33 protein-coding genes and 2 pseudogenes are annotated in these 25,722 nt (G+C 41.9%); 23 read left to right on the forward strand and 12 right to left on the reverse strand.

Features of this window, described 5'->3' with window-relative positions:
- Positions 1–7: 7 nt before the first annotated feature.
- From cdiI to AAGG74_RS01950, 4 genes are all read right to left on the reverse strand, one after another.
- Complete coding sequence (gene cdiI, locus AAGG74_RS01935; RefSeq protein WP_162102332.1) at positions 8–406, reverse strand: ribonuclease toxin immunity protein CdiI; 399 nt, start codon at positions 404–406, stop codon at positions 8–10.
- A 238-nt stretch (positions 407–644) separates the two neighbouring features.
- Positions 645–1,088 (reverse strand): EVE domain-containing protein, encoded by a 444-nt coding sequence (locus AAGG74_RS01940; protein ID WP_162102333.1) that lies wholly within the window; start codon positions 1,086–1,088, stop codon positions 645–647.
- Positions 1,089–1,092: 4 nt separating this feature from the next.
- Positions 1,093–1,485: a rhodanese-like domain-containing protein gene (locus AAGG74_RS01945; RefSeq protein WP_429674388.1), complete on the reverse strand. Its 393-nt coding sequence runs from the start codon at positions 1,483–1,485 to the stop codon at positions 1,093–1,095.
- A gap of 20 nt (positions 1,486–1,505) precedes the next feature.
- Complete coding sequence (locus AAGG74_RS01950) at positions 1,506–1,925, reverse strand: MarR family winged helix-turn-helix transcriptional regulator (RefSeq protein WP_162102335.1); 420 nt, start codon at positions 1,923–1,925, stop codon at positions 1,506–1,508.
- Positions 1,926–2,127: 202 nt separating this feature from the next.
- Between AAGG74_RS01950 and AAGG74_RS01955 the strand changes: the two genes are divergently transcribed.
- Complete coding sequence (locus AAGG74_RS01955; protein ID WP_429674389.1) at positions 2,128–2,277, forward strand: hypothetical protein; 150 nt, start codon at positions 2,128–2,130, stop codon at positions 2,275–2,277.
- Positions 2,278–2,478: 201 nt separating this feature from the next.
- Here AAGG74_RS01955 and AAGG74_RS01960 read toward each other — a convergent pair whose 3' ends face one another.
- Positions 2,479–3,225 (reverse strand): SDR family NAD(P)-dependent oxidoreductase, encoded by a 747-nt coding sequence (locus AAGG74_RS01960; RefSeq protein ID WP_162102336.1) that lies wholly within the window; start codon positions 3,223–3,225, stop codon positions 2,479–2,481.
- A gap of 168 nt (positions 3,226–3,393) precedes the next feature.
- Here AAGG74_RS01960 and AAGG74_RS01965 point away from each other — a divergent pair, with 168 nt between their 5' ends.
- From AAGG74_RS01965 to AAGG74_RS01975, 3 genes and pseudogenes are all read left to right on the forward strand, one after another.
- A complete protein-coding gene (locus AAGG74_RS01965; RefSeq protein ID WP_072566581.1) occupies positions 3,394–3,753 on the forward strand; it encodes a winged helix-turn-helix transcriptional regulator in 360 nt (119 codons plus the stop codon).
- A gap of 379 nt (positions 3,754–4,132) precedes the next feature.
- Positions 4,133–4,311, forward strand: a pseudogene (locus AAGG74_RS01970) (hypothetical protein).
- A pseudogene (locus tag AAGG74_RS01975) lies at positions 4,269–4,372 on the forward strand (recombinase family protein); the annotation flags it as partial. The pseudogenes AAGG74_RS01970 and AAGG74_RS01975, both read left to right, overlap by 43 nt.
- A 102-nt stretch (positions 4,373–4,474) precedes the next feature.
- Here the strand turns inward: AAGG74_RS01975 and sigK are convergent.
- A complete protein-coding gene (gene sigK, locus AAGG74_RS01980; protein WP_013308023.1) occupies positions 4,475–5,203 on the reverse strand; it encodes an RNA polymerase sporulation sigma factor SigK in 729 nt (242 codons plus the stop codon).
- Positions 5,204–5,397: 194 nt separating this feature from the next.
- Between sigK and AAGG74_RS01985 the strand changes: the two genes are divergently transcribed.
- Positions 5,398–5,808, forward strand: coding sequence for a NucA/NucB deoxyribonuclease domain-containing protein (locus tag AAGG74_RS01985; protein WP_429674390.1), 411 nt, complete (start codon positions 5,398–5,400; stop codon positions 5,806–5,808).
- 28 nt (positions 5,809–5,836) lie between these two features.
- On the opposite strand, the gene AAGG74_RS01990 is transcribed toward AAGG74_RS01985, so the two are convergent.
- Positions 5,837–6,556, reverse strand: a complete 720-nt coding sequence (locus AAGG74_RS01990; RefSeq protein ID WP_429674391.1) for a YqeB family protein — start codon at positions 6,554–6,556, stop codon at positions 5,837–5,839.
- Between the two features lie 258 nt (positions 6,557–6,814).
- Complete coding sequence (locus AAGG74_RS01995; RefSeq protein ID WP_429674392.1) at positions 6,815–7,441, reverse strand: TVP38/TMEM64 family protein; 627 nt, start codon at positions 7,439–7,441, stop codon at positions 6,815–6,817.
- A 509-nt stretch (positions 7,442–7,950) separates the two neighbouring features.
- On the opposite strand from AAGG74_RS01995, the gene AAGG74_RS02000 reads away from it, so the two are divergent.
- A complete protein-coding gene (locus AAGG74_RS02000; protein ID WP_162102341.1) occupies positions 7,951–8,682 on the forward strand; it encodes an SGNH/GDSL hydrolase family protein in 732 nt (243 codons plus the stop codon).
- 304 nt (positions 8,683–8,986) lie between these two features.
- Here the strand turns inward: AAGG74_RS02000 and sda are convergent, their stop codons facing one another.
- Positions 8,987–9,127 (reverse strand): sporulation histidine kinase inhibitor Sda, encoded by a 141-nt coding sequence (gene sda / locus AAGG74_RS02005; protein ID WP_003226124.1) that lies wholly within the window; start codon positions 9,125–9,127, stop codon positions 8,987–8,989.
- A 361-nt stretch (positions 9,128–9,488) separates the two neighbouring features.
- On the opposite strand from sda, the gene AAGG74_RS02010 reads away from it, so the two are divergent.
- Genes AAGG74_RS02010 through AAGG74_RS02045 form a run of 8 tightly spaced genes read left to right on the forward strand, consistent with a single transcriptional unit; the run spans position 9,489 to position 14,502 of the window.
- Complete coding sequence (locus AAGG74_RS02010) at positions 9,489–10,007, forward strand: YqeG family HAD IIIA-type phosphatase (protein ID WP_162102342.1); 519 nt, start codon at positions 9,489–9,491, stop codon at positions 10,005–10,007.
- A 3-nt stretch (positions 10,008–10,010) separates the two neighbouring features.
- Complete coding sequence (gene yqeH, locus AAGG74_RS02015; RefSeq protein ID WP_162102343.1) at positions 10,011–11,111, forward strand: ribosome biogenesis GTPase YqeH; 1,101 nt, start codon at positions 10,011–10,013, stop codon at positions 11,109–11,111.
- 18 nt (positions 11,112–11,129) lie between these two features.
- A complete protein-coding gene (gene aroE, locus AAGG74_RS02020; protein WP_162102344.1) occupies positions 11,130–11,972 on the forward strand; it encodes a shikimate dehydrogenase in 843 nt (280 codons plus the stop codon).
- Positions 11,966–12,256 carry a ribosome assembly RNA-binding protein YhbY gene (gene yhbY / locus AAGG74_RS02025; protein WP_003226133.1) on the forward strand — a complete coding sequence of 97 codons (291 nt, stop codon included), beginning with the start codon at positions 11,966–11,968 and terminating at the stop codon, positions 12,254–12,256. The genes aroE and yhbY overlap by 7 nt, the downstream gene beginning before the upstream one ends.
- A gap of 11 nt (positions 12,257–12,267) precedes the next feature.
- Positions 12,268–12,837: a nicotinate-nucleotide adenylyltransferase gene (locus tag AAGG74_RS02030; RefSeq protein WP_162102345.1), complete on the forward strand. Its 570-nt coding sequence runs from the start codon at positions 12,268–12,270 to the stop codon at positions 12,835–12,837.
- Positions 12,827–13,405, forward strand: a complete 579-nt coding sequence (gene yqeK, locus AAGG74_RS02035) for a bis(5'-nucleosyl)-tetraphosphatase (symmetrical) YqeK (protein ID WP_429674393.1) — start codon at positions 12,827–12,829, stop codon at positions 13,403–13,405. Before AAGG74_RS02030 ends, yqeK begins: the two co-directional genes overlap by 11 nt.
- Positions 13,406–13,762 (forward strand): ribosome silencing factor, encoded by a 357-nt coding sequence (rsfS, locus tag AAGG74_RS02040; RefSeq protein WP_162102347.1) that lies wholly within the window; start codon positions 13,406–13,408, stop codon positions 13,760–13,762.
- A complete protein-coding gene (locus AAGG74_RS02045; protein ID WP_162102348.1) occupies positions 13,759–14,502 on the forward strand; it encodes a class I SAM-dependent DNA methyltransferase in 744 nt (247 codons plus the stop codon). The genes rsfS and AAGG74_RS02045 overlap by 4 nt, the downstream gene beginning before the upstream one ends.
- Before the next feature lie 65 nt (positions 14,503–14,567).
- Here AAGG74_RS02045 and comER read toward each other — a convergent pair whose 3' ends face one another.
- Positions 14,568–15,389 carry a late competence protein ComER gene (gene comER / locus AAGG74_RS02050; protein WP_429674394.1) on the reverse strand — a complete coding sequence of 274 codons (822 nt, stop codon included), beginning with the start codon at positions 15,387–15,389 and terminating at the stop codon, positions 14,568–14,570.
- Between the two features lie 84 nt (positions 15,390–15,473).
- On the opposite strand from comER, the gene AAGG74_RS02055 reads away from it, so the two are divergent.
- From AAGG74_RS02055 to AAGG74_RS02065, 3 genes are all read left to right on the forward strand, one after another.
- Positions 15,474–16,091, forward strand: coding sequence for a helix-hairpin-helix domain-containing protein (locus tag AAGG74_RS02055; protein ID WP_162102350.1), 618 nt, complete (start codon positions 15,474–15,476; stop codon positions 16,089–16,091).
- A 66-nt stretch (positions 16,092–16,157) separates the two neighbouring features.
- Positions 16,158–16,727: a ComE operon protein 2 gene (locus tag AAGG74_RS02060; RefSeq protein WP_429674395.1), complete on the forward strand. Its 570-nt coding sequence runs from the start codon at positions 16,158–16,160 to the stop codon at positions 16,725–16,727.
- 3 nt (positions 16,728–16,730) lie between these two features.
- Complete coding sequence (locus AAGG74_RS02065) at positions 16,731–19,061, forward strand: DNA internalization-related competence protein ComEC/Rec2 (protein WP_429675221.1); 2,331 nt, start codon at positions 16,731–16,733, stop codon at positions 19,059–19,061.
- Positions 19,062–19,100: 39 nt separating this feature from the next.
- Here AAGG74_RS02065 and AAGG74_RS02070 read toward each other — a convergent pair whose 3' ends face one another.
- Positions 19,101–19,235: a YqzM family protein gene (locus tag AAGG74_RS02070; RefSeq protein WP_003229983.1), complete on the reverse strand. Its 135-nt coding sequence runs from the start codon at positions 19,233–19,235 to the stop codon at positions 19,101–19,103.
- Between the two features lie 40 nt (positions 19,236–19,275).
- On the opposite strand from AAGG74_RS02070, the gene AAGG74_RS02075 reads away from it, so the two are divergent.
- Both AAGG74_RS02075 and holA read left to right on the forward strand, forming a co-directional pair.
- The gene (locus AAGG74_RS02075; RefSeq protein ID WP_162102352.1) at positions 19,276–19,425 is read left to right on the forward strand and encodes a hypothetical protein; all 150 of its coding nucleotides are present in this window, start codon (positions 19,276–19,278) and stop codon (positions 19,423–19,425) included.
- A gap of 39 nt (positions 19,426–19,464) precedes the next feature.
- Positions 19,465–20,508: a DNA polymerase III subunit delta gene (gene holA / locus AAGG74_RS02080; protein WP_429675222.1), complete on the forward strand. Its 1,044-nt coding sequence runs from the start codon at positions 19,465–19,467 to the stop codon at positions 20,506–20,508.
- Positions 20,509–20,522: 14 nt separating this feature from the next.
- Here holA and rpsT read toward each other — a convergent pair whose 3' ends face one another.
- Positions 20,523–20,789 carry a 30S ribosomal protein S20 gene (gene rpsT, locus AAGG74_RS02085; protein WP_162102353.1) on the reverse strand — a complete coding sequence of 89 codons (267 nt, stop codon included), beginning with the start codon at positions 20,787–20,789 and terminating at the stop codon, positions 20,523–20,525.
- Between the two features lie 203 nt (positions 20,790–20,992).
- On the opposite strand from rpsT, the gene gpr reads away from it, so the two are divergent.
- The 4 genes from gpr to lepA all read left to right on the forward strand — a co-directional run bounded on the left by gpr (position 20,993) and on the right by lepA (position 25,688).
- The gene (gene gpr, locus AAGG74_RS02090; RefSeq protein ID WP_162102354.1) at positions 20,993–22,099 is read left to right on the forward strand and encodes a GPR endopeptidase; all 1,107 of its coding nucleotides are present in this window, start codon (positions 20,993–20,995) and stop codon (positions 22,097–22,099) included.
- 63 nt (positions 22,100–22,162) lie between these two features.
- Positions 22,163–23,368: a spore autolysin SpoIIP gene (gene spoIIP / locus AAGG74_RS02095; RefSeq protein ID WP_162102355.1), complete on the forward strand. Its 1,206-nt coding sequence runs from the start codon at positions 22,163–22,165 to the stop codon at positions 23,366–23,368.
- A gap of 16 nt (positions 23,369–23,384) precedes the next feature.
- Positions 23,385–23,720: a YqxA family protein gene (locus AAGG74_RS02100; protein WP_225493890.1), complete on the forward strand. Its 336-nt coding sequence runs from the start codon at positions 23,385–23,387 to the stop codon at positions 23,718–23,720.
- Between the two features lie 132 nt (positions 23,721–23,852).
- Positions 23,853–25,688, forward strand: a complete 1,836-nt coding sequence (lepA, locus tag AAGG74_RS02105) for a translation elongation factor 4 (protein WP_162102357.1) — start codon at positions 23,853–23,855, stop codon at positions 25,686–25,688.
- Positions 25,689–25,722 lie beyond the last annotated feature (34 nt).

The following is a 25,722-nucleotide window of genomic DNA, read 5'->3' on the forward strand; positions in this document are numbered from 1 at the left end:
AAGACACTTATTTCACTTTATATTTTTCTTTTATTTTTTGTAAATATCTTTGTACTGCTTCAGCCTCTTCATTGTGTTTTTCAACATAAAAATCGCAGACTATCTGCAAATAATTACACAACTCGCCAAACGTGATAATATCATGCCAATTATCATCTACTCCATAATAGAATAAAACCTTATCTTCTCCAAAGTAGCCCTCGTCGCTTTCGTCGAACTCATCTGAGTAAACAACACCAATTGTATCCCTTCTTATTACATCCTCTTTAAAGAAACCATCTAAAACTTTTATAAAGTCGAAATCTAAAGCGAATTTAGCTAGGACAGTAATAACAAAACTTTTATTTAGTCCATTCTTTTTAAATCTGTCGACTAATAATTGATAATCTTTTTGAGAATTTTCCATAAATTGTTCACTCCTAATTAATTACTCATTTAAAGACCTCTTATAAGAGAAGGGCTTTCCACCTTTTAATACCGGAGAAAGTATGAAAGAGCCTTCCTCCTCCAAAAGAAAATGGTGGTTTCGGAATAGCTTAGAGTTTGAATCTTTTCTTCATATGATAAATGGTTAATTTTAAAACTTGTTGAATCGGGATGCAAATAGTGACAAGTTAAAGATATATAAGAAAGTTTTAAGGAGATTAGAATATTCTAATCTCCTTAAGCATCGCCATTTTTTTTGCAATTAGCATAAAATCTTTTTCACTTATCTCAAAATGTCCAAATCGAAAAGAATACCCCCAACGCTGCTCGTCTTTAATGAAAGAAAGCTTTGGGATTAATGGTCGAATCGGTGTTTCTGTGCAATGAATAAAACTTATTTTTCTCCGGAAAGGTTTGAAGTCATTTCCCATTTCAAACTGAAAAATATGATTATCTACTACTTTGCCTAAAGCAGTAAATTTTTGATGTGGTGTGCTTTCCTTAAAATTCATCTTAGGGGAGTAATAAATAATCCAATCACCAGTATTCATCTTTTTTAAAGGTGCCTCTTTGCCATGACAAAGTTGAGCAAAACCACCTTGGACAGCTCTCATTACATGATCTCGAGAAGCAACCCCAATCCAGTATCTTTTATCTTGCACTAAGTCAACACCCACAATTATCAGGTGTGTTATTGCCTTGATCTGAGTTTGTGATAGGAAAGTTCATTTCTTTCCATGCTGCAATACCACCGGTCAATTCTTTGACTTTATATCCATGTTCTAATAAACACTTAGCAACTTTGGCAGCTGTATTGCACCAGACATCCCAACAGTAAACAATAATTTCTTTATCCTTTGGTATTTCATTTAAACGAGATTGCAGTTCTTGTTCAGGAATAACATTAGCATCCTTAATTGTTACACTCCTTACATGAGTTGGACCGTTTCTGACATCGATTAAGAAGTATTTCTCGGGACTCATTTGCTTCGCTTTTACATAATCCATAGGGCTTATCGTTGCTTCGAGACGTGCATTAAAATAATCGAGAGCATGCATATTATGAAACCTCCTGTTTTTTATAGTGACTTCCAAATCTTAACGAGAAAATCTTTAAATAATTGTCTTTCTTGTTGATTTAAAGGATCTAATACTTCTAATTCCGTCTTCATTAAAAACTCCCAACGTGAATCCAATACATTGTTACCCTTTTCCGTGATTTTAAGGCTATAGGATCTTCTGTCATTAGGATTTTTTGTTCTCTCAACAAATCCTAAAGTTTCGAGATGGTCGATATGACCGACCATAGTAGTCCGATCTATTTGCAGATTTTCAGAAATATCTTTTTGCGATGAGTAAGGGTTTCCTTTGATAAACAATAGAACTCCGTATTGTCTAGCATTAATCTCATATGGATTAAGCCCTTCAGCAAATTTGCTTTCCAGTCGTTGAAGAACTTTTCCGAGTAAAAAACCATAAGATTGATTCCATCTCTCCAATTAAGTTTGCACCTCCTGTTAATCAGTTTAACATATAATCAGTTTAACTGATTATTTTTAGAAAACAAGGTTTAAGTTCAATTTTATTAAAGTATGTCTAACAAGAATGGTCTTCAGTTAGTAGTATTCATATTCATATGGCTATTTTAATAGACTGACTTGTTGCGGCATCAGGTGACACAACAGATGAACCTAAGGATTAATGGGAGATCCGCCAAATAAGAATAATGATTATACAGTAGAGGCTACTTGGGAAGAAAATGGGAAAACGCAAAAAGACATTATTCAAGTAAATAAAGAGATCAAACGGTCAGTTATTCCTAATATAAAAAGAATTTTAAGTTTAAGATAAAGCTAAAATACTCTCATGGCATAAAAGCAGGTAAAAAAGTTTTATTAAAAGTCAAGATATTTATTAAAACCCTTATTAATATTGGTTTCTTATTTAATGTCAGACATTATTAGAGTAAATAATAAAGGATAGATGAGCAGAATACAATCTGCTTTATCTATCCCTTTTTTGGGGACTATTTGTAATCTCTGCGCAGTGAAATTATACCTGTGCTAGCCCGCCATCTACGAACAATTCAACACCCGTCAAGTAACTGCTTTCGTCTGAAGCAAGGAAAGACACAGCGTTTGCTACTTCTTCAGGTGTCCCAACTTTTCCAGCTGGAACAGTATTTCTGCTATTTTCCATTACTTCTTCAAGTGCATCACCAAAAAGCTCATCGTAGGCAGGTGTAAGAATACCTCCTGGACTAACCACATTTACACGGATTTCAGTATCTTTTAGGTCAAGAATCCAGTTGCGAACTAGTGCTCTTAATGCTGCTTTAGATGCTCCATATACACTAAACGCTGGGTTGCCAATTGATCCAGCAGTAGAGCCCGTTACAATAATAGAACCTACTTTGTCCGGGAATAGTGATAACGCTTTTTGAACAGTAAAGATGGTTCCTTTAACGTTAATGTCGAACGTTCTATCAACCTGCTCTTCAGTAATTTCACCTAATGGAAGGAAGTTGCCGATGCCTGCATTAGCAAAAAGGATGTCCAACTTACCTTTTTCCTGCTTTATAATGTCATATAGTTTGTCTAAGTCTTCAAGCTTAGAAATATCACCTTGAACACCGGTTACGTTCTTGCCAATTTGGTTAACAGCTTTATCAAGTTCGTTTTGTCTACGTCCCGTGATATAAACATATGCACCTTCGTTTACAAATTTTTGTGCTGTAGCAAGACCAATCCCACTTGTTCCACCCGTTACAAGCGCTATTTTACCTTCAAATTTACCCATACTTAACACTCCTTTAGAATTATTTTTATTTTATGTTTAATACCTTTAAGTACTTGAAGAACAACTTACAAGATATAGTATCCTTCAGTAAGCATATTAACGGAAGTACCCACTTTTTTGTGATATAGTAACTAAAAAGTAATAAATGTGGAATGGAGAGGTTTAGTCTTGAAAAAATTCAGTTGTGGGTTTGAAGTGACAAAGGAAGTTATTGGCGGAAAATGGAAAGGTCTTGTATTATACTTTTTAATGAATGGACCAAAGAGAACGAGTGAATTAAAGCGCATTGTCCCAAATATAACTCAGAAAATGCTGATTCAAACACTTAGAGAGCTTGAAGACAGTGGACTTGTGAGCAGAAAGATGTATAATCAAGTACCACCGAAGGTTGAATATTCATCCACTGAACTTGGAGAATCTCTTAAACCTATCTTGCAGGAGCTCTGTCAATGGGGAAGCCATTATGCGGAGCAAGAGTATGCAGAAGGTGAATATGAAATTGTACAACCAGAACAAGTTTCATATTAAAGATAATATAATTTCATAGAGATCTAAAGGTATTAGTCATCTTAATCAATACCTTCAGAATAAGGTTTAGGAATACTTGAACGCACTATCAAGATATAATATACATAATGTAATACAGCATTACCTAAAACACGGAGGACTACTTTAGATTAGATGAATCTTATTATTATTTTAACTTACTTAATTACTATATTATTTGTAGTTTTTATCTGATATATTTTCTAAAATTACAAAAAAAGAAAAGTGGACGTGGTATATGTCAGAAAAGAAACCGATGATTCAAATCATCGGTTTTTTTATTTGCTTTCATACTCATTGAAAATCACCTCATTAGGACAAACAGTTATTACATAGCATTACCCAAGGGGTGATGCATTTTATGAAGGTAATAATCATCGAGGGACCGCAAGCTGACAAATGCATGAACGATTGCTATCATTATTTAATAAAACTTTATAGGAAGGAGATCCAGGGTGATAGCAATATATGTAAGGGTATCGACCGAGGAACAAGCGATCAAGGGATCGAGCATCGACAGCCAGATCGAGGCCTGCATAAAGAAAGCAGAGACTAAGGATGTGCTGAGTATGCCGATGAAGGATTTTCTGGAGAGCTTATCAGTGATAACAAAATGATATTCATAACTCTTTCATATATTCTTTCTCTATTTCTTTTAAAAGAAATAGAGAAAGCCGGAATATGAGATCCGGCCACTTCTTTATTATTTCCCCTTCGCCTTCTTCCGCTTTTCCTTCTCCGCCCGATAAAACTCATGAAACATCTTCATCAGCGCCCGTTTTTCAATCCGCGATACATAGCTGCGCGAGATACCGAGTTCCTTGGCAATCTCACGCTGCGTTTTTTCCTTCTTCAAATCAAGCCCAAAGCGCCCGACAATCACTTCCTTCTCACGGTCATCTAAAATGTCAATGTATTGCTTTACTTTTTCAAGCTCCATATTGAGCTGAATCGTATCAATCACATCTTCATTTTCTGATTTCAAAACGTCGATCAGACTTATTTCATTCCCTTCCTTATCCTGCCCGATCGGATCATGAAGGGAGACGTCTTTTTTGGTTTTTTTCAATGCGCGCAAATGCATGAGGATTTCATTTTCAATACACCGCGCGGCATACGTCGCCAGCTTTGTCCCTTTTCCGGCGGAATAGCTTTCAATGCCTTTGATCAGCCCGATTGTTCCGATGGAGATTAAGTCCTCTGCATCTTCACCTGTATTTTCGAACTTTTTCACAATATGGGCGACCAAGCGAAGATTATGCTCAATCAGCATGTTTCTGGCATGTTCATCCCCTTTAGCCATGAGCTCTAAGTATTTTTTTTCCTCGCTGCTTGAGAGCGGTTGTGGAAAGGCATTGTTTTTCACGTAAGATACTAAAAAGACAAGCTCTTTAACAACAAAGCCGAGCGCTGCGAAAACACCTGTCACCATCGTCACCTCCACAAAAGTATGTAGGCAAAAGCCTATATGTAAATGTATGTGAGCGGGAGGCTGTCTGTGTCTGTACCGGGAAATTTCTCGCGGGTGAGCAAAGATATCGTGAGCGGTAGCCAAATTCACATTTGAAAAATATTCTTTATCCAGTGCCCATACATTGAAAGGAACAAATGTATGGGGGGATGGGGATGAAAAAATGGATGGCAGGCCTGTTTCTTGCTGCAGCAATTCTGCTTTGTTTAATCGTTCCGCAGCAAATTCAAAGCGCTTCTTTGTATGACAAAGTGTTGCATTTTCCGCTTTCTCGCTATCCGGAAACAGGGAATCATATGAAAGATGCGATTGCAGAAGGACACTCTGATATTTGCACCATCGACAGGGGCGGAGCAGATAAAAGGCGAGAGGAATCATTGAAAGGAATTCCGACGAAGCCGGGCTATGATAGGGATGAATGGCCGATGGCAGTTTGTGAGGAAGGCGGCGCGGGGGCTTCTGTCCGATATGTCACACCGTCTGATAATCGCGGGGCCGGCTCATGGGTAGGGAATCAAATGAACGGTTATCCTGACGGCACCAGAGTATTGTTTATCGTGCAGTGATCATAAAGAGGCTTTTTTATGAGCCTCTTTATGTTCCATCACGCTGAATGTTCGGGAGGGAGGTTTGCGCTTTTCGCCAATGCTGGCGTGTGCCTTCGTCTCGAACAACAATACCCAGCTGTGCAAGCTCGAGACGGAATTCTTCCATATCGTCTGTGTCCTCTTCTTTCAGCGCTTTTTCGCGAGCTTTCAATAAAGCATGGGCGCCTGGCGAGAGGTCTGGTGCATCAGGTATCCACCGGCGAAATTGATCTTTAAACGGATCGCCATATGCTGCCCATTCATAATGATGCTGCCTGAAGGCCTTTTCGACGTTCGCTGGTTTTTCATCGATTTCCTCCCGAGCTAATTCATATCCGGCTGTTCCGAGAAGGACAAGCTGTTTGCGGTCGATAAATACTAAAGTGATGTCCTCGGAACGAATCGTTTGCACTTTTTTTCCTTTGGTTAATTTTACTGTGTCATTTGTTATCTCTACAGACAGCAGCATGGCGATAACCGTATGAACGAACCATATCCCTGCAGACATGCCGATAAGTGCGGTGATAAATGATGCTGGTGATCCTTGAAAAGAGGTGACCAGCCGGATCGGTCCTTCAAAAGGATTCCACGGGAGGGATAACGCCCATTTCGCAAACTGCGGGATAAAATACCCGATTGTAAGCCCGATGATTGCAAATACGGCGTATAAAAAATATGTAGCGGTTTTCGTAACTCCAATTGTAGTGTGAGATTGATTGTGCAACATATCACCTTCTTTTACAGAAAAAATCGAATTATTTTCCATATTTTAACTTAATGTGATGGTGAATCAAGGGTAAACTGAATGTTTTGTTATAAAAGGAGAGTAACAAAAACATAAGAAATGAATGGTGGAGGTAATGCCTAAGCTAAAGACCCGCAACTTTCTTCTGATAAGATACCGCTCTTTAAGAAACGATACGTTTACAGGCTTCGTTCGGAGGGCGTGCGACAGAAAAGAAGGAAGGGGGCGGATAGGCTCCCCTTATTTTTTTTGCACCTTCAGCAGATGAGGAAACTTTTTATAAATGATCAGCACCATGATCAGAATATAGGCTCCGTAAATGCTGAAAGAAAGCAGTTTATTGCTGTCAAAATTGGCACCGGCAATGGTGATAACGACAATATTGGGGATTTTTCCTATAAAAGACGCGAAGAAAAAAACATGCCAGCGAACCTGACTTAGTCCGCATATCACGTTCATGACAAGAGAAGGAATGACCGGAACGAGTCTTCCTAATAAAACTGCGGCAAAAGCATTTTTGTGGAAGGAAGCCTCGTAATGTTGAATGGCAGGATAGGCCTGAGCTTTTTTTCTGGCCCAATCTCTAAAGCTGTACCTGGCGAGAAAAAACAGCATCATTGTACCAAACATTGAGCCGATCAGTGTAATCCAAATCCCGTTGACTATTCCGAACACAGCACCATTTAAGGCGGCAATCAAAGCAAACGGCACAATTGGGAAAAAGACGTCAGCAGCAATCAGCAGCATACTGAATAAAACAGAAAACATCCCTCCTGCTTTGATCGCGTCAAGCCAAGCTTCTTTCTGAAAAAAACCGACTGCGATGATTGCAATCATTACGATGATAACGATTATCTTTTTTAACATGTCTAAGGTCACTCCTAACGAAGGTGATGTCAGAAGCACAATCTCCGTCATCTAGGGTAAGTATAACTGCTGTCATTTCAGCGATTCAACTACAAGGATTGCAAACACCATTCTTTTTCACTTTGTAAAATAGGCTGTCCATCTTACTGTCGTCTGTATTATTGAGGCAGTAATGATCACGGACGTCTTGCATTTGTAAAAAGCTTTAGGTGCGCTTCATTTTTTCTAAGACACCAAAAATAATGAAAAGGACGGAATTAATGGATTAAAAAGCTCAAATCGAAATGGGGGAAATTTAAATGGTGTCGCTTCTTTCTATTAACTGTGTGTTTTTCCGATTGAAAAAAAGGGAAAAATCACCCGACATCCATATCCCGCCGCTGAGAGAATGATTTTCACTGAAGGGGATACGTTAACAAAAGGAAAAAACAGTGCTAACGAAAAAACTCTTCATTGAATGAAGGGAATCAGAGGTATAACATTAAGGTAAGGTTTTTGGGGGTGTAAAGATGAAGCGTTTTTTTATCCTTTTCCTTCTGCTGTTCGCTATAGCAGGGTGTGAGGAAAGGGGATACGAAGATGTTGTAGCATTTGGTGACAGTAATACGCGAGGCTCAAATTGGGATTATCGCGATTATCCAAAAGCACAGCAGTGGGTCAATATGTTAAAAACAGCTGAACGCGGAAAGCTTGATATACTCAATGCGGGGATTGGCGGACAGACGACAGAGGATGCCCGTCTGCGGTTTCAGACAGATGTCTTGGATCAAAAACCGAAGTATTTGTTTATTATGTTTGGTACCAATGACGCCGGGATACTGACTGAAGGCAAACCGAGAGTATCGAAGCAGCGATTTAGAGAAAACCTTGTTTATTTTGTTAAAGAAAGCAGAAAACACGGAATTAAGCCAATCCTGATGACATGTATTCCCATTGTCGAAGGAAATGGGAAACATCAGTTGTTTTACTATTCGAGATATAAAGCAGCTGCTTTTGAAGCGAAGGGCGGGGCGAGGAAATGGCACAACTCGTACAACGATATTACAAGAGATGTGTCGAAGCGCCTGAATGTCCCTCTTGTAGACAACTGGAAGCATTTTATAGAAGCAGACGGCGGCAAAGCAACTGATGAAGCGCTTATCCAATCCGGTCTGATTGATCCTTCGGGCAATCATATGACACCTAAAGGGGCAAGGGTTGTATTTGAAGGAATACAAGATGGGCAGGTTTTGAAGCACTAAGCCGGACAGAGGCCTAAGCCGTTTTACTTCTCCTACATAGGCTGTTATAAACCTTATTTAAGGAGGCGCTTCACATGTATGGCGCAGGCAGAGCATATGGATACGCTTTTATCGTTGTTTTAGTTGTTGTTCTCCTGGTTGTGGGCGGCATATATTGGTTAGCATAATGACCGTCCCTTGAAAACACCTCTTTTAGGGGTGTTTTTTGCTGAAAACAGTAGTAAAGCCCGTAACTGAAGTGATATAATATCAGTCATCTGAGTAAAAAAAGGAAATACGCCCGGAAAAAATAGACAAATTCCTATTAAGAAGATACGGAAATAATATGTCCGAGCGATCTTCTTTTTATTTCGTTTTCAATTAACTCGATAAAGTCACGGTTTAAATTCATTTCGGTGGCTTTGAAATAAGACTCTATTAGTAATTCATCAGACAGTTTTCTCATGCTAGGAACCCAATTAATGGGAGAGGCACCTCCTTAAAAGTTGGAATCATTCATGATTGAAACGCATAGACTGATAAGTTGCGTTCATCTGTGGCTGAAGTTATCTTTAATCTACCATGAATTGCATATAAGAACAATCGTTCTGTTATCCACACCAAAAAGTGGATAACTTGTGAGTATCATGTTTATAATTTGTCTAAAGATTGATGTAATAAGAGTGGATAGTGTGTGTAATTTTATCCACAACTGGTGAAGAAACCCAATTTTTGTCGAAATATTTTTGCTCAGTTTTTCATGAATCGCAAGTTCGATTTTTTTCGACAATCATTTTAAAGAGAAAGAAAAGGGAAGGGTGCGGGTTTTGTTAAAAAAGTTTTTTTTACCTGATGAGTTTGTAAAAAACATTTTTCATATTACACCTGAGAAATTAAAGGAACGAAATGTAAAAGGAATTATTACTGACCTTGATAATACGCTTGTTGAGTGGGACAGGCCGAACGCGACGCCGCGTTTGCTCGAGTGGTTTGAAGAAATGAAGGAGCACGGCATTAAAGTGACGATTGTCTCTAATAATAATGAGAGAAGAGTAAAAATTTTCTCGGAACCGCTTGGAATCCCATTCATCTATAAAGCGAGAAAACCGATGGGCAAAGCCTTTAACAGAGCGGTGCGCAATATGGAACTGAAAAAAGAAGACTGCGTTGTCATCGGGGACCAGCTGATGACTGATGTACTCGGGGGAAACCGAAACGGATACCATACTATTTTGGTTGTGCCTGTCGCTTCCTCTGACGGATTCATGACGCGCTTTAACCGTCAGGTCGAACGCAGAATACTGAGTGCTCTCAAACGAAAAGGGCACATTCAGTGGGAGGAGTAAGAAATGGAAAAGGTTGTTTGTATCGGCTGCGGAGTTGCAATCCAAACCGAAGACAAAACAGGTCTGGGATATGCGCCGCCGGCGTCGCTTGCGAAAGAAAATGTGATTTGCCAGCGTTGCTTCAGACTGAAAAACTATAATGAAATACAAGATGTTTCCTTAACGGATGATGACTTTTTAAACATCCTTCATGGTATTGGAGAAACAGATTCGCTCGTTGTTAAGATTGTTGATATTTTTGATTTTAACGGCAGCTGGATCAATGGGCTACAGCGCTTGGTGGGAGGAAACCCTGTTTTATTGGTTGGCAATAAAGCGGATATCTTGCCTAAGTCATTGAAAAGAGAGCGTTTAATCCAGTGGATGAAGCGTGAAGCGAAAGAGCTTGGCTTAAAACCGGTTGACGTATTTTTGGTCAGTGCGGGACGCGGCCAGGGGGTCAGGGAAGTAATTGATGCGATTGAGCATTATCGCAACGGCAAAGATGTCTATGTTGTCGGTTGTACGAATGTAGGGAAGTCAACCTTTATTAACCGGGTTATTAAAGAAGTGTCAGGGGAAGAAGATATTATTACGACATCCCAATTTCCCGGTACAACCCTTGATGCAATAGAAATCCCGCTGGACGACGGCTCAGCGCTTTATGATACACCGGGGATCATCAATCATCATCAAATGGCGCATTATGTCAATAAAAAGGATCTGAAAATACTATCTCCTAAAAAGGAGCTGAAACCTCGCACATTCCAGCTTAACGATCAGCAGACACTGTATTTCGGCGGACTTGCAAGGTTTGATTATGTTTCAGGGGAAAGGTCTCCTTTTATTTGCTATATGCCGAATGAGCTGATGATTCATAGAACAAAGCTTGAGAATGCAGATGCGCTTTATGAAAAGCATGCAGGGGAAATGCTCACACCTCCAGGAAAAGATGAAATGGATGAGTTTCCGAAATTGGTCGCCCATACGTTTACGATAAAAGACGAAAAGACGGACATCGTTTTCTCTGGATTAGGCTGGGTAACAGTGCATGACGCTAATAAAAAAGTAACGGCTTATGCGCCAAAAGGCGTTCACGTATTTGTCCGGCGCTCATTAATTTGATGAAAAGGGGAGAGGCGTATGAAAAAGCTGTACGGAGTTATCGGGAATCCGATTGCGCATTCCATGTCACCTGATATTCATAATGCATCATTAAAAGATCTCGGTATTGACGGGGATTACCATGCCTTCAAAGTCGAAGAGGATGATCTGGAAGATGCGGTAAAAGGAATAAAAGCACTTGGCGTACAAGGAATCAATGTGACGGTTCCGCATAAGGTTTCCATTATGGATTTTCTAGACCATATCGATGACAGTGCAAAAGTGATCGGTGCCGTAAACACAGTCAGAAGAGAGGGAGACAAGCTTGTCGGATACAATACCGACGGGGATGGCTTTGTGAAGTCATTAATCAAGGTATTGGACAAGCCCATCTCTGAATTGTCATTTCTAATGATCGGTGCAGGCGGAGCGGCAAGAGCCATTTTTACAACAATTGCCCGTCACACTCCGAAAAAGTTTGACATATGCAACCGGACGCTGGAAAAAGCCAAACAGCTTACAGAATTCACTCCCTCATTTCACAATAAAGAAGTGTTAAGCATAAAAGAAGCGGAAGAGCGGCTTGAGCGGTATGATGTTATTATCCATACAACGTCTGTAGGCATGCATCCCAACGTGGACGATGCACCGCTTTCATTACAGCGCGCAGCCCGCAGTGCCGTCGTATGCGATATCGTGTATAATCCAATTCAGACGGCTCTGTTAAAAGAAGCAAACCAAAAAGGCCTGAAAACACTCGATGGAGTGGGCATGTTTGTTGAACAGGCAGCATTGTCCTTCCAGCTGTGGACTGGGCAAGAGCCTGACATTGAAAAAATGAGATCGATTGTCATAGGAAAATTAGGAGGAACAGAATGTTAACAGGTAAACAAAAACGTTTTTTGCGCTCAAAAGCGCATCATTTAACGCCGATTTTTCAAGTGGGAAAAGGCGGGGTAAACGACAACATGATTAAGCAAATTGCTGAGGCGCTTGAAGCGCGAGAGCTGATTAAAGTCAGTGTTCTGCAAAATTGCGAAGAGGATAAAAATGATGTAGCAGAAGCTTTGGTAAAAGGAAGCCGCTCTCAATTGGTGCAGACAATCGGCAATACGATTGTGTTATATAAAGAATCAAAGGAAAATAAACAAATCGAGCTTCCGTAAAGGTGGTTGAAATGAAGAAAATCGGAATTTTCGGAGGCACGTTTGATCCTCCGCATAACGGTCACCTTTTAATGGCGAATGAGGTGCTGTATCAAGCGGGGCTTGATGAAATTTGGTTTATGCCCAATCAAATTCCGCCGCATAAACAGGACGAGGATTATACGGACAGCTTTCATCGCGTAGAAATGCTGAAGATTGCGATCCAGTCTAACCCGTCCTTTAAGCTGGAGCTGGCTGAAATGGAAAGAGAAGGGCCTTCATATACCTTTGATACCGTCTCTTTACTGAAGCAGCGTTATCCGAATGATGAGCTGTTCTTTATTATCGGTGCCGATATGATTGAATATTTGCCGAAATGGTATAAACTGGACGAGCTATTGAACCTAATTCAATTCATTGGAGTAAAGCGCCCCGGCTTTCATGTTGAAACCCCTTATCCGCTTCTCTTTGCAGACGTTCCGGAATTTGAGGTATCCTCAACTATGCTAAGAGAACGGTTTAAAAGCAAGAAGCCCACTGACTACTTAATCCCTGAAAAAGTGAAGAAGTATGTAGAGGAGAATGGTTTATATGAATCGTGAAGAGGCACTTGCCTGCGTTAAGCAGCAATTGACTGAACATCGATATATCCATACGATTGGCGTGATGGACACGGCGATCGAACTTGCGGAGCGTTTTGGAGCCGACCCTAAAAAAGCGGAAACAGCAGCTATCTTTCATGACTACGCCAAATTCCGCCCGAAAGAAGAAATGAAACAAATTATTGCGCGAGAAAAAATGCCTCCGCATTTATTAGATCATAATCCGGAGCTGTGGCACGCTCCGGTCGGCGCTTATTTGGCCCAAAGAGAAGCAGGGATTCAAGATGAAGATATTCTTGATGCCATCAGATATCATACCTCTGGGCGCCCTGGCATGACACTTTTGGAAAAAGTCATTTACGTTGCCGATTATATTGAACCGAACCGGGCATTTCCCGGTGTCGATGAGGTGCGTAAGCTTGCTGAGACAGATTTGAATCAAGCATTGATTCAATCCATCAAAAATACGGTGATGTTTCTTATGAAAAAAAATCAACCGGTTTTTCCAGACACATTTTTAACATATAATTGGCTTGTGTCTGGCAAACTGAACAGGAGGAATTTGTGAATGAACAAAACGTCCATTTTAAAGAATGCAGCTGCGGCTTGCGATGATAAACGGGCAGAGGATATTTTAGCCCTGGATATGGAAGGTATTTCATTGGTTGCTGATTATTTTCTAATCTGCCACGGGAATTCAGATAAACAGGTGCAGGCAATCGCCCGTGAAATTAAGGATCAAGCTGAAGAAAACGGCATTCAAGTCAAAAAAATGGAAGGCTTCGATGAAGCAAGATGGGTGCTCGTTGACCTTGGCGATGTGATCGTCCATGTCTTCCACAAGGACGAAAGAAGCTATTACAACCTTGAAAAACTGTGGGGAGACGCTCCGCTCGCAGATCTTGAGTTTGGGATGGAACAATGATTTACCAAGGTTTTGCAAGCGTGTATGACGAGTTAATGTCACACGCACCTTATGAACATTGGACAAAGTGGATTGAAACCTCTCTCCCGGAAAAAAGCCGTATCCTCGATCTGGCATGCGGAACGGGGGAAATTTCAATCCGGCTTGCCGAAAAAGGCTTTGAAGTCACAGGGATCGATCTTAGTGAGGACATGCTTTCCTACGCTCAGCAAAAGGTCTCTCATAACCAGCCTATTCTGTTTCTTCAGCAGGATATGAGAGAGATTACCGGCTTTGACGGTCAGTTTGATGCCGTTGTGATATGCTGTGACTCGTTGAATTATTTAAAAACGAAAAATGATGTTCTCGAAACCTTCAAAAGTGTATTTCGGGTATTAAAGCCTGAAGGCATTTTGCTGTTTGATGTTCATTCATCTTATAAAATGGCCGAAGTTTTTCCAGATAGTACATTTGCTGACCAAGACGAGGATATCAGCTATATTTGGCAGAGCTTTGCCGGAAGTGAAGAGCTTTCTGTCATTCATGACATGTCGTTTTTTGTATGGAACGGAGAAGCGTATGACCGCTTTGATGAGACGCACGAGCAAAGAACGTTCCCAGTGGATAAATATGAAGAAATGCTGGAGAACTGCGGCTTTCACCTACATCATGTGACAGCTGATTTTACGGATTCAGAGCCATCAGCACAATCAGAACGCCTATTTTTCAAGGCGCAGAAATCAAAAACCATCGTTTCCTAAGACGATGGTTTTTAAAATGCTTTTTTATGCTTTTGCATTACAGACAAAAGGATGGCATACTCGGTCTACACATGAAACTGTTTCTTCACTGCGGATATATCTTCCTCGTACTTCACATGAGTATTTTGAAATACCCGATGAAACATATCCTGCACACCGCTTTCCAGCGCTTTAATGCCTTCTCCTGTCACACCGCCCTTGACGCAGACTTTTTCCTGTAACGTGGGCAAGGTATATAATTCGGTTTCTAACAGTTTCCCCATTCCGACAAGCATTTCCTTACACATCAGAATAGCGTCCTGTTTGGACACTGACGTTTCCGCCACGGCTGCATCTATAAACCGCTGAATCAAATAGCTCATAAAAGCCGGACCGCAGCTGACGATATCTGATGCCACCCTCGTGATGTCACTTTCAATTTGGAGCGGATGGGAGATATGTCTCATCAGCCCATTGATTTTCGTTTTAGAAGATTCTCCGCAGCTTATGCCGAAAGTGACGAGAGAAACGCCTGCCAGCGCTCTGTTCGTAATACTAGGGATCACACGAGCCACTTGGCACGGCACATACTGTTCGAGCTGTTCAGTTTGAACTGGGCTTGTAATTGAAATGAGAATATGGTCTTTTCTTAAATAAGGGTACATTCTTGCTAGTAAAGGATGTATATCAAGCGGCTTCACACAAATAAAAATCATTTCGTTTTCAGAAACAAGCTCTTCCAGACTTTCTGTTACGTTTATACTGTTGTAGCGCTTTTTGATGTGCAGCGCTTTTTTAATTGTGCGGTTTGTGATTGTGATGTTTGAGGGATCGGCTGCGTTTGATTCAATAAATGATTCTATAAGGATCGTACCCATATTGCCTGTGCCGATAAAGCCTATTTTCAATGGTTTCCCCTCCTTTGGCTATTATCCTCTAAACACGATATGTGTTATGAAAATAAAATATGACGAAAGCGGGGAACATGCACGATGAAATGGTTGAATCAGCATAAGAAAGCAATTAGTTTAACTGCTTCTTTGGCTATTTTCATAGCGGTTATTTTTTTCTTTGGCACCGATAAAAACAAAGAGCCGGTAAAGCAGACTATATCAACTGAGACAGAAAATATAGAGGCGAAGAAAAAAACAGTTAAAAAGGACTCAAGCGAAACAATTGTGATAGATATCAAAGGTGCTGTCCGGCATCCTGGCGTTTATGAAATGCGAACAGGGGACAGAGTATCGCAGGCAATTGAGAAAGCAGGAGGGGCCGGTGAACAAGCAGATGAAGTGCAAGTGAATTTAGCGGAGGTTCTGCAGGACGGGACAGTAGTATACATTCCGAAAAAGGGAGAGGAAACAGCAGTGCAGCAAGCTACCTCAGGATCTGATCAAAGCGGTGAAAGGAAGGGAGCGCTGGTGAATATCAATACAGCAACATTAGAGGAATTACAGGGCATTTCAGGGGTGGGACCATCCAAAGCTGAAGCGATTATAGCATACCGGGAAGAAAACGGACGTTTCCAGACAATTGAAGATATGACAAAGGTTTCGGGAATAGGTGAAAAGTCATTCGAAAAAATAAAGTCTTCCATTACTGTAAAGTGATTTGACGGTCATGCATTATGATAGGTAAACTAAAGGTCAGGCAACACAACATTTGGAGGGAACAACGTGGAACGAATTTCATGGAATCAATACTTTATGGCTCAAAGCCATTTACTGGCGCTGCGCAGCACCTGCCCGAGATTGTCTGTCGGCGCTACTATAGTCAGAGACAAACGTATGATTGCAGGAGGCTATAACGGTTCAATAGCGGGCGGCGTGCATTGTGCAGACGAAGGGTGTTTAATGATAGATGGTCATTGTGCAAGAACGATTCACGCTGAAATGAATGCAATCCTTCAATGCTCAAAGTTCGGGGTGCCGACTGATGGAGCGGAGATTTATGTGACGCATTATCCGTGCATTCAATGCTGCAAATCTATTATTCAAGCTGGTATCAAAACGGTTTATTATGCTGAGGATTACAAAACAAATCCGTACGCACAGGAATTATTTGCACAGGCCTGTGTAACTGTTGAACAAGTGGAGCTCGATGAAATGATCGTTGATCTGAAAAACAGAGAAAAGCTTTCATTTATAGCGGGTCTTTTAGAAAAACTGGCAGATGCCGGTCTTGCAGAGGAAGATTTGAAAAAGATACATGAACAGGCGAATACACTTTTCACGAGCTATGTGTGATTGATGCGTAACGCGCGTTTGATATTGCCTTTGGCGGCAGCTTCAGCAACGGCTGGAATTACTGCCGCCGCTTATTTCTCTGCTGTTTTTCTTTTCTTCCTCCTTCTCCTCATCATTTTCATCAAAACGAGGCACGCTCTTCTCATTTTTGTTTGTTTCTTCTCTTTTCTATTGTTTTTTGTCTTGTATACAGTTACAGATTCCAGAAATGTCTCTTCCTATCAGCAGGGCACCTATCAATTTAAGGCAGTGATTAATAGTATTCCTAAAATTGACGGAGACCGTATGTCTATGGTGGTTAAGACGCCAGATGGCGAAAAATGGGCCGCTTCGCACCGCATTCAGTCTGAGGATGAAAAAGGCAGGCTGTCATATATAGAACCAGGTATGTCATGTCAATTGACTGGTTCGTTGGAAATGCCTAAACATGCAACTGTGCCGGGCACATATGATTATCACAATTATCTTTACCGGCAGCATATTCACTGGAACTATTCTGTTACATCGATTGTAAATTGCAGCGAACCTGAAAATGTCAGGCAGAAGCTGCTCGGTGTGAGAAAATACATCGTATCATTCACAAACGGTCAGCTGCCTCCTGAGTCGGCAGGAATCGTACAAGCACTTACAGTCGGTGACAGATTTTATGTGGAGGACGAAGTGCTTAACGCGTATCAAAAGCTCGGTGTCATCCATCTCTTGGCGATTTCAGGACTCCATGTCGGCATTTTGATAGCTGGTTTGTTTTACATCATGATCCGTATCGGTATGACAAGAGAAAAGGCGTCATTTCTGCTGCTGCTATTACTGCCGCTCTATGTGATGCTGACAGGCGCTGCTCCTTCAGTGCTCCGCGCCGCTCTGATGTCGGGGATTTACTTAGCTGGAAGCCTCCTGAGATATCGCGTGCATTCAGCCGGTGCAATCTGCCTTTCGTATATTATTCTCTTGCTGTTCAATCCCTACCACCTCTTCGAAGCTGGTTTCCAGCTGTCATTCGCAGTCAGTTTTTCTTTAATCCTTTCCGCTTCTATTTTTCAACATGTCAAAACCCTTTTAGGCCAGCTGGCAATCGGATCGATGATCGCTCAGCTAGGCTCACTTCCTATTCTTCTGCACCATTTCCAGCAGTTTTCTATGATTAGTATACCAATGAACATGGTGATGGTCCCTTTTTATACATTCTGTGTTTTGCCGGGGGCTATAGCAGGTGTTTTTCTATTAAGCCTTTCTGCTTCAGCCGGCCGATTGTTCTTCAACTGGTTTGATTTATTGATAAGCTGGACCAACAAGCTGATCACAAAAATTGCTGAGATTGATGCGTTTACGCTCATGATTGCACGTCCTGCACCTGCTCTGCTCTTTTTGTTCACGGTCACGATCATTTTATTGTTTCTGGCGATTGAAAAACGTTCCTTTTCGCAGTTGGCGATTACTGGAGGTCTTTGCTGTGCAGTGCTCTGTCTGCTCTTTATTTATCCGCGTTTTAGTTCTGAAGGAGAGGTTGATATGATTGATATTGGGCAGGGTGACAGCATGTTTGTAGGTGCACCGCATCAACGAGGGCGCGTCTTAATTGATACTGGAGGCACCTTGTCTTACTCATCAGAGCCCTGGCGGGAAAAGCAGCATCCATTTTCACTGGGGGAAAAGGTGCTGATTCCATTTTTAACTGCCAAGGGAATCAAACAGCTTGACGCTTTAATTCTGACACATGCTGACCAAGATCATATAGGAGAGGCAGAGACTTTGCTGAAGCATCATAAAATAAAGCGCCTCGTGATACCGAAAGGGTTCGTTTCTGGACCGAAAGACGAGAAAGTGTTACAGGCAGCCAGAGAGGAAGGAGTGCCGATTGAAGAGGTGAAGCGAGGCGATGTGATGCGAATAAAGGATTTGCAGTTTCAAGTCCTGTCACCGGAAGCACCTGATCCGGCAAGCAAAAATAATTCTTCTCTCGTTCTCTGGATGCAAACGGGTAGTATGAGCTGGATTTTGACCGGTGATCTGGAGAAAGGCGGGGAACAAGAGATCATGAACGTGTTTCCAAATATAAAAGCAGACATATTAAAGGTCGGGCACCATGGAAGCAAAGGTTCTACCAGTGAAGAATTCATCAAACGGCTTCAGCCAGAAACGGCCATTATCTCGGTCGGGGAAAACAACCGGTACCAACATCCTCATCAAGAAGTTCTGCAAATATTACAGAGGAATTCCATCCGCGCACTCCGCACCGACCAAAAGGGAACGATCCAATATCGATATAAAAACAGAGTTGGAACCTTTTCTGTCTATCCTCCATATGATACATCAGATATAACAGAGACGAACTAAAAAAGACTGCCGAGAAATCAGCAGCCCGGGCAGTCGCTGTTATGAACCAACTAGGTGAATAACCGTTGCCATGACAAACAAGAAGGCGAAAAATCCGAAGGACACAACAAAACCAACAGCTGAATCTACAGCATCATTTCGTTTGCTTTGAACGTTTTTTTCAAAATCATTCAACTTTATCCCTCCTGACTGATTTAAGTATAATGGAATCGTTTTGAAAAATCTAGAAGCTATGGTAACGTTTTCTGTTCTGGTGATTATCGCCTTTTTACAAGCTGTCCCGGGGGCTTGCGAACAGGCGTTTAATATAAATGGGGAAGCAGCGGTCAGGCTTCCTCTTTACTATTTTGCCAACACAATTTAGGATAGAAGAGGATGATGAATGAGAGGAAGTCGTACAACAATGGTATTTGATGTGTGGAAAAGCCTGAATAAAGGCGATGTCCATCCGGTTTATTGTTTATACGGAAAAGAGACATACCTGCTGCAAGAAACCGTCAGCAGGATCAGACAGACGGTTATTGAGCAGGAGACAAAGGATTTTAATCTATCCGTTTTTGATCTGGAAGAGGACCCACTGGATCAAGCAATTGAAGATGCTGAAACATTCCCATTTATGGGGGAGCGGCGTCTTGTCATTGTGAAAAATCCATCTTTTTTAACAGGTGAAAAGAAAAAAGAAAAAATGGAGCACAATGTCAGTGCGCTTGAAGCATATATACAATCACCTGCGCCTTACACGGTCTTTGTCCTGCTTGCGCCGTATGAAAAGCTTGATGAGCGAAAAAAATTGACGAAAGCGTTAAAGAAGCACGCCTTTATGATGGAGGCGAAGGAATTAAACGCGAAGGAAACGACAGATTTTACTGTCAACCTTGCAAAAACCGAGCAGAAAACACTCGGCACTGAGGCTGCAGAGCATCTGGTTCTGCTTGTGAACGGACATCTGTCATCGATTTTTCAAGAGATTCAAAAGCTCTGCACATTTATTGGAGATCGCGAAGAAATTACCCTGGATGATGTGAAAATGCTTGTTGCCAGAAGCCTTGAACAAAATATTTTTGAGCTGATTAATAAAATTGTCAACCGGAAACGAACAGAGAGTCTGCAAATTTTTTATGATTTGCTCAAACAAAATGAAGAACCGATCAAAATTATGGCGCTTATTTCGAACCAATTCCGGCTGATCCTGCAGACAAAGTACTTTGCGGAACAAGGATACGGGCAAAAGCAAATCGCTTCTAATTTAAAAGTTCATCCATTTCGGGTGAAACTGGCGATGGATCAAGCAAGGCTTTTTTCAGAGGCTGAGCTCCGGTCAATTATTGAGCAGCTAGCTGTGATGGACTATGAGATGAAAACCGGAAAAAAGGACAAGCAGCTCTTGCTTGAACTGTTCCTTTTACAGCTGTTAAAAAGGAATGAAAAAAACGATCCCCATTATTGAGGATCGTTTTTATATTATGCAGAAAGTCCGTTCACTTTTTTCGCTAGTTTTGATTTGTAACGAGCTGCGGTATTTTTGTGTACAAGACCTGTTTTCACTGCTTTATCAATACGTTTAGCTGCTTCAGTAAGAGCAGTTTTCGCTTTGTCTGCTTCGTTGTTGGCAACAGAAGCTTCAACTTGTTTGATTGCAGTACGCATAGCAGATTTGATTGTCGCGTTATGAACGCGGCGTTCGTTGTTTGTTTTTGTACGTTTAATCGCTGATTTAATGTTTGGCATGTGTTTCACCTCCTAAGATACAACCTGTAGCACAGTGTCTTAAGGTTAAATCTTCTTCACAATAGAACAAATTGTATTCTATCAAACACACCTTTAGATTGCAATATAAATGTAAAGTATTTTTCGTTGAAGGATCTCTTTTTCGCATGATTTATTCAGCAAATGGCAACGATATAGATATTGAATATGAAGGAGGCCCCCTGATGAAAAATAATGAGCTGGATGTGAATCAGTATTTGGTACGTACCGATCTAGCGGTCGAAACGAAGGAAGCGATGGCCAATCAGCAGGCTGTGCCGGTAAAAGAAATTAAAGGTTTTATTGAAAAGGAACGCGACCGCGGTGGCATTAAAATTCGCACAGTTGATATTACAAAGGAAGGCGCTGAGCTTTCTGGAAAAAAAGAAGGGCGCTATTTAACGCTTGAGGCGCAAGGGATCAGAGAGAATGATTCGGAAATGCAGGAAAAGATTTCTGCTGTCTTTGCGGAGGAATTCTCGGCTTTTCTTGAAAACCTTAAAATCTCAAAAGATGCGAGCTGCTTGATTGTTGGTCTCGGCAACTGGAACGTGACACCTGATGCATTGGGCCCGATGGCTGTAGAAAGTCTATTGGTCACAAGGCACTTATTTAAGCTTCAGCCGGAAAACGTGCAGGAGGGCTACAGGCCTGTCAGTGCATTTGCGCCAGGAGTGATGGGGATTACGGGAATCGAAACAAGCGACATTATTAAAGGTGTGATTGAGCAATCGAAGCCTGATTTTGTCATTGCCATTGATGCATTGGCGGCGCGGGCGGTGGAAAGGGTCAACACAACCATTCAAATATCCGATACAGGCATTCATCCAGGATCTGGTGTGGGGAATAAACGAAAAGATTTAAGCAAAGACACGCTCGGCGTGCCGGTCATTGCCATCGGAGTGCCGACGGTCGTTGATGCCGTAACAATCGCCAGCGATACGGTGGACTACATATTAAAACATTTTGGCAGAGAAATGAAAGATAATAGTCCGTCAAGATCGCTTGTTCCGGCCGGCATGACGTTTGGGAAAAAGAAAGTGCTCACTGAAGACGATCTTCCCGATGAAAAGCAGCGGCAATCGTTCCTCGGCATTGTCGGGACCCTTGAAGAAAATGAAAAACGCCAGCTCATTCACGAGGTTCTTTCGCCATTAGGGCACAATTTAATGGTTACGCCGAAGGAAGTTGATTCATTTATCGATGATATGGCAAATGTGCTGGCGAACGGATTGAATACAGCGCTTCATGACAAAGTGTCACAAGAAAACAAAGGCTCCTATAATCACTAAACAAGTTCTACTTCCTCTAGCTTGTTCATAGAGTAATAACTAGACAAGCGCTGGAGGGATTCAATGAGAAACAAACGCAGAAACAGACAAATTGTTGTTGCGGTAAATGGCAGGAAAGCGGTAAAAGCCATCTTTCTATTTATCGCCAGCCTTATCGTGATTTTTGTTCTATCCGGTGTGCTGACGTCTCTCCGGCCGGAGCTCAGACCGTCGTCCGACTCTTTTTACGGAATTGCTGAAGAATTGCCGGGTGACGTGTTTGCACACTTGCTGCGAATGGAGAATCATTATTTCGCTTCTGATCTTTCTCAAGCTGACAGCTCATTTCATCTCTCGCGTCTTTCTTTGAAGCTGGCGACAAGCATCAACCTCGAAGATCCGCGAAGTTTTCTCGGCCGGGAGCTGCCGGGATTTGCACAATTTGATACCGAAATTCTGTTAGCTGGACAAGGTACAGACTATACAAATATGCCTGCGGAATCTCCGCCGCCGTCTAAAGTGATGGAGGAGGAGAGAGAAGCCAATTTGGCAGTGATAGAAAAACAGCAAACACAATCAGACAACGCGCAAAAAGATCCGCCGAAACAAACGACTGGTGATAAAAAGGTAATCTTTATCTATCACACACACAATACGGAGTCGTATCTTCCTCTATTAAAAGGAGAAACAGATCCTGATATGGCGCGCCATTCTAAAGCCAACGTCACGCTTGTAGGAGAGATGCTCGGAAAAGCGCTTGAAGCCCAAGGCATTGGAGCAACAGTGAACAAAACCGATATACAGGCGAAGCTGAACAAAAAAGGATTAAACTATGCCAGATCCTATGATGAATCAAAGCCGGTCGTGAAAGATGCGCTTGCTTCAAACAAAAATCTGCAGTACATCATTGACATCCATAGAGACTCAAGGCGCAAAAAAGATACGACGGCAACGGTTAAGGGAAAAACCTATGCCCGGGTCTCTTTTGTCGTCGGCAAAAAAAGCAAAAACTTCGAAGAAAACTATAAAATTGCGAGTGAGCTTCATAAGCTGATGGAGAAAAAATATCCCGGACTCAGCACAGGTGTCTTTTCAAAAGGCTCGCCAGGCGATAACGGTGTTTACAATCAGGACTTAACTGACAGAGCGCTTTTGCTCGAATTTGGCGGAGTAGATAATAATCTCGAAGAGCTGCAGCGTGCGGCTGACGCAGCCGCGGACGTATTCAGCGAAATGTACTGGGATGCGGAAAAGGTCAACGCGGAGAGCGGCGAGACGAAAAAACAATAAGAAATAGGTGGTTGATTTGATTTACTTTGGCAAATGCCTGCTGCTTGTCACGCTCATGTTTTTAGGTGTTCTGTTCGGCATGCAGCAGGCGAATAACGGGATGCTCAGTATGAAAGGCTATCAAGACCCGTCACTTAAGGGAGCATTCATGCTCACCGACGGGGAAAATAATGAAAAGGAAGCCTCAATCCTAGGGGAAACAGTCACTGCGAAAGATTTAGAAGAAAAACAAAAAGAGCTGGAACAGGTGGAAACGTTCAATATGTTCTCTAAAGCTGGAAAAACGCTTTCCGATACTGTGACCAACTCAGCAAAGTCAATGTATGAATGGATACGGGATATGAATCAATAGGTCGCGAAAGAGAAAAGCAGCCCAGAGATGACAGGGAACTTTTCTCTTTCTTGTTTTACATTGAATCTTTACAATCCTATTGATATAATCTAAGCTAGTGTATTTTGCGTTTAATAGTAGGAGTGATAGATTGTGACAGATAAAGAAAAGCGTTTAGAGAGGCAGTCGAGAATACGGAATTTCTCTATCATTGCCCATATTGACCACGGGAAATCGACCTTAGCGGATCGTATTTTAGAAAAAACGTCGGCAATCACTCAACGAGAAATGAAAGAACAATTGCTCGATTCTATGGATCTTGAACGTGAGCGGGGCATAACGATTAAGTTAAACTCTGTTCAGCTTACATACAAAGCAAAAGACGGAGAGGAATATATTTTCCATCTGATTGATACGCCGGGGCACGTCGACTTTACGTATGAAGTATCACGAAGCCTTGCTGCCTGCGAAGGAGCGATTCTTGTCGTGGACGCGGCACAGGGAATTGAAGCGCAGACGCTTGCCAATGTTTACTTAGCGCTTGACAATGACCTTGAAATTTTGCCAGTCATTAACAAAATCGATCTTCCGAGCGCAGAGCCTGAACGTGTGCGCCAAGAGGTAGAGGACGTCATCGGTCTTGATGCATCAGAAGCGGTTCTTGCTTCAGCAAAAGCCGGTATTGGAATTGAGGAAATTTTAGAACAGATCGTAGAAAAGGTGCCAGCACCGACAGGAGATCCGGAGGCGCCGCTCAAAGCGCTGATCTTCGACTCGCTTTATGACGCCTACCGTGGTGTCGTGGCGTATATCAGAGTCGTTGAAGGAACGGTAAAGCCGGGACAAAAAATCAAAATGATGGCAACCGGCAAAGAATTCGAAGTAACAGAAGTCGGTGTATTCACGCCGAAAGCGACTCCGACAGATGAACTGACAGTCGGTGACGTAGGCTTCCTGACTGCTTCAATCAAAAATGTCGGTGATACACGTGTCGGTGATACGATAACGGGCGCTGCTAAACCTGCAGACGAAGCACTGCCGGGATACCGCAAGCTCAATCCGATGGTGTACTGCGGTTTGTATCCGATTGATACAGCAAAATATAATGATTTAAGAGAAGCGCTTGAAAAACTTGAGCTGAATGATTCCTCCCTTCAATATGAAGCGGAAACGTCACAGGCGCTTGGATTCGGATTTCGCTGCGGATTTTTAGGCATGCTTCACATGGAAATCATTCAGGAACGGATAGAGCGTGAGTTCAAGATCGACCTGATTACGACAGCACCAAGCGTTATTTATGACGTGTATATGACAGACGGCGAAAAGGTTGTTGTCGACAACCCATCCAACATGCCTGACCCTCAAAAGATCGAAAGAATTGAGGAACCGTATGTGAAAGCGACAATGATGGTGCCGAATGATTATGTCGGCGCTGTAATGGAGCTTTGCCAAGGAAAACGGGGTAATTTTATTGATATGCAATATTTAGACGCAAACCGTGTCAGTATTGTCTATGATATGCCGTTGGCAGAGATCGTCTATGAATTTTTTGACCAGCTTAAATCAAGCACAAAAGGCTACGCGTCCTTTGACTATGAGCTGATTGGCTACAAACCGTCTCAGCTTGTCAAAATGGACATTATGCTGAACGGAGAAAAAATCGATGCCCTATCCTTTATCGTGCATCGTGATTACGCGTATGAACGAGGAAAAGTGATCGTTGAGAAGCTGAAAGAGCTTATCCCGCGTCAGCACTTTGAAGTACCGATTCAAGCGGCAATCGGCCAGAAAATCGTGGCGCGTTCTACGATAAAAGCGATGCGCAAAAACGTATTGGCTAAGTGTTACGGCGGGGATATCTCCCGTAAACGGAAACTTCTTGAGAAACAAAAAGAAGGAAAACGCCGAATGAAGCAAGTCGGCTCAGTTGAAGTGCCGCAAGAAGCATTTATGGCAGTCCTGAAAATGGACGACAGTCCGAAAAAATAATAGAAGCCGCCGCAGTCTTGTACTGCGGCTTCTT

It is taken from the genome of Bacillus mexicanus (assembly GCF_050445615.1).
Lineage (GTDB): Bacteria > Bacillota > Bacilli > Bacillales > Bacillaceae > Bacillus > Bacillus mexicanus.

Coding starts and splice junctions, on each gene's coding strand:
- cdiI (WP_162102332.1), bottom strand. CDS start 406: ATGGAAAATTCTCAAAAAGATTATCAATTATTAGTCGACAGATTTAAA.
- AAGG74_RS01945 (WP_429674388.1), bottom strand. CDS start 1,485: ATGCATGCTCTCGATTATTTTAATGCACGTCTCGAAGCAACGATAAGC.
- AAGG74_RS01955 (WP_429674389.1), top strand. CDS start 2,128: ATGGGAGATCCGCCAAATAAGAATAATGATTATACAGTAGAGGCTACT.
- AAGG74_RS01960 (WP_162102336.1), bottom strand. CDS start 3,225: ATGGGTAAATTTGAAGGTAAAATAGCGCTTGTAACGGGTGGAACAAGT.
- sigK (WP_013308023.1), bottom strand. CDS start 5,203: ATGGTGACAGGTGTTTTCGCAGCGCTCGGCTTTGTTGTTAAAGAGCTT.
- AAGG74_RS01985 (WP_429674390.1), top strand. CDS start 5,398: ATGAAAAAATGGATGGCAGGCCTGTTTCTTGCTGCAGCAATTCTGCTT.
- AAGG74_RS01990 (WP_429674391.1), bottom strand. CDS start 6,556: ATGTTGCACAATCAATCTCACACTACAATTGGAGTTACGAAAACCGCT.
- AAGG74_RS01995 (WP_429674392.1), bottom strand. CDS start 7,441: ATGTTAAAAAAGATAATCGTTATCATCGTAATGATTGCAATCATCGCA.
- AAGG74_RS02000 (WP_162102341.1), top strand. CDS start 7,951: ATGAAGCGTTTTTTTATCCTTTTCCTTCTGCTGTTCGCTATAGCAGGG.
- sda (WP_003226124.1), bottom strand. CDS start 9,127: ATGAGAAAACTGTCTGATGAATTACTAATAGAGTCTTATTTCAAAGCC.
- yqeH (WP_162102343.1), top strand. CDS start 10,011: ATGGAAAAGGTTGTTTGTATCGGCTGCGGAGTTGCAATCCAAACCGAA.
- aroE (WP_162102344.1), top strand. CDS start 11,130: ATGAAAAAGCTGTACGGAGTTATCGGGAATCCGATTGCGCATTCCATG.
- yhbY (WP_003226133.1), top strand. CDS start 11,966: ATGTTAACAGGTAAACAAAAACGTTTTTTGCGCTCAAAAGCGCATCAT.
- AAGG74_RS02030 (WP_162102345.1), top strand. CDS start 12,268: ATGAAGAAAATCGGAATTTTCGGAGGCACGTTTGATCCTCCGCATAAC.
- yqeK (WP_429674393.1), top strand. CDS start 12,827: ATGAATCGTGAAGAGGCACTTGCCTGCGTTAAGCAGCAATTGACTGAA.
- rsfS (WP_162102347.1), top strand. CDS start 13,406: ATGAACAAAACGTCCATTTTAAAGAATGCAGCTGCGGCTTGCGATGAT.
- AAGG74_RS02045 (WP_162102348.1), top strand. CDS start 13,759: ATGATTTACCAAGGTTTTGCAAGCGTGTATGACGAGTTAATGTCACAC.
- AAGG74_RS02055 (WP_162102350.1), top strand. CDS start 15,474: ATGAAATGGTTGAATCAGCATAAGAAAGCAATTAGTTTAACTGCTTCT.
- AAGG74_RS02065 (WP_429675221.1), top strand. CDS start 16,731: ATGCGTAACGCGCGTTTGATATTGCCTTTGGCGGCAGCTTCAGCAACG.
- holA (WP_429675222.1), top strand. CDS start 19,465: ATGGTATTTGATGTGTGGAAAAGCCTGAATAAAGGCGATGTCCATCCG.
- rpsT (WP_162102353.1), bottom strand. CDS start 20,789: ATGCCAAACATTAAATCAGCGATTAAACGTACAAAAACAAACAACGAA.
- gpr (WP_162102354.1), top strand. CDS start 20,993: ATGAAAAATAATGAGCTGGATGTGAATCAGTATTTGGTACGTACCGAT.
- spoIIP (WP_162102355.1), top strand. CDS start 22,163: ATGAGAAACAAACGCAGAAACAGACAAATTGTTGTTGCGGTAAATGGC.